Origin of the sequence: Bartonella queenslandensis AUST/NH15 (genome assembly GCF_000312585.1) — a bacterium.
Classification (GTDB): domain Bacteria; phylum Pseudomonadota; class Alphaproteobacteria; order Rhizobiales; family Rhizobiaceae; genus Bartonella; species Bartonella queenslandensis_A.
The window spans coordinates 1-1,278 of sequence record NZ_HE998130.1; the positions used below are offsets into that span (position 1 = coordinate 1).

The 1,278-nt window shown below is 32.8% G+C and carries 1 pseudogene; it reads right to left on the bottom strand.

Features of this window, described 5'->3' with window-relative positions:
* A pseudogene (locus BN338_RS09605) lies at positions 1 to 676 on the bottom strand (DnaB-like helicase C-terminal domain-containing protein); the annotation flags it as partial.
* Positions 677 to 1,278 lie beyond the last annotated feature (602 nt).

Sequence of the window (1,278 nt, forward strand, 5' to 3'; positions counted from 1 at the left end):
CATCTTGCTCGATAGAACCAAATCCACCTAAATCTAAAAGTTTTGGGCGCTTATCTGTTTTGTTTTCAACTTGATGTGAAAGTTGTGAAATAGCGATAATAGGGATATTTAATTCTTTAGCTAATGCTTTTAATTCTGCAGTGATTTCTTGCATACGATATTCAGATGAATATTTTAAGTCACTTGTCATGAGTTGGATATAATCGATAATTAAAATATCTAAACCATATTGTTTCTTGAGACGTCGAGCACGGGCCGACAGTTGCGTAATTGATATTCCTCCAGTTTGATCGATATATAGTGGTGCCTTTTGGAGTTGGTTTACCGCACGGATGATTTTTGAAAATTGTTCATCTGAAATACGACCACGTCGAATATCAGAAGAAGAGACTTCCGTTTGTTCAGAAATAATACGTGTTGCAAGTTGTTCTGAGGACATTTCAAGTGAGAAGAATCCGACAATGCCGCCTTCATTTTCTTCGGTATTACCATTATGATTATAAGCATTAGCAATATTAAAGGCAATATTAGTTGCCAGAGATGTTTTTCCCATACTAGGGCGCCCTGCAAGGATAATTAAGTCCGATGCTTGTAATCCTCCCATTTTTTCATCAAGTGTTTGAATGTGAGTCGCTATCCCTGATATTTGCGAAGAGCGCTTTCTTGCAGCAATTACTGTATCAATAACTCTTTTGATAGCTTCATCAAGGCTGCCAAATTCACTGTCGCAGTCTTCTTTTTTTCTAGCATAATTATATATTTTCCCTTTATTCTATATCAATTTTTATGCAATTTTATATCAAAAATATTTTGCATGTTGTAGAATTTTCTCTGTGCTGTAGTATTTAAAACACTGCTTGTTTTTTATATTGCGGTAATTAGGGTAGTTTTTCAGATAGAGTAGAAAATATTTTTGTTAAAAGGTTAGATATTTTCCTATAAAGAGGAAATTTTCTAATATTTTACATAATAGCTAGCCTTGCACAACAGCAGTAATTATTCTTGAATTTAAAAACAAGAAAATGAGTGTCTTGTGAGAAGGAACTTTTAAAAGAAGGAACACTATAGCAAGATTTAGATTAGCTATGGATTTTAGATATATGTGCTCTACTTGCAATACTAAAAAGATGTATTATCTTCTCATCTTATTAAGATAAATATTGTTCAAAAACTTTTTAGATAGCAAATAATGACAGCCAAAATCATCGAAAAATAATTTTTTGTAAAGAAATTCTATTCTCCACAGGAGCTATATTTCCCTGCCCAACGAGAATGGAT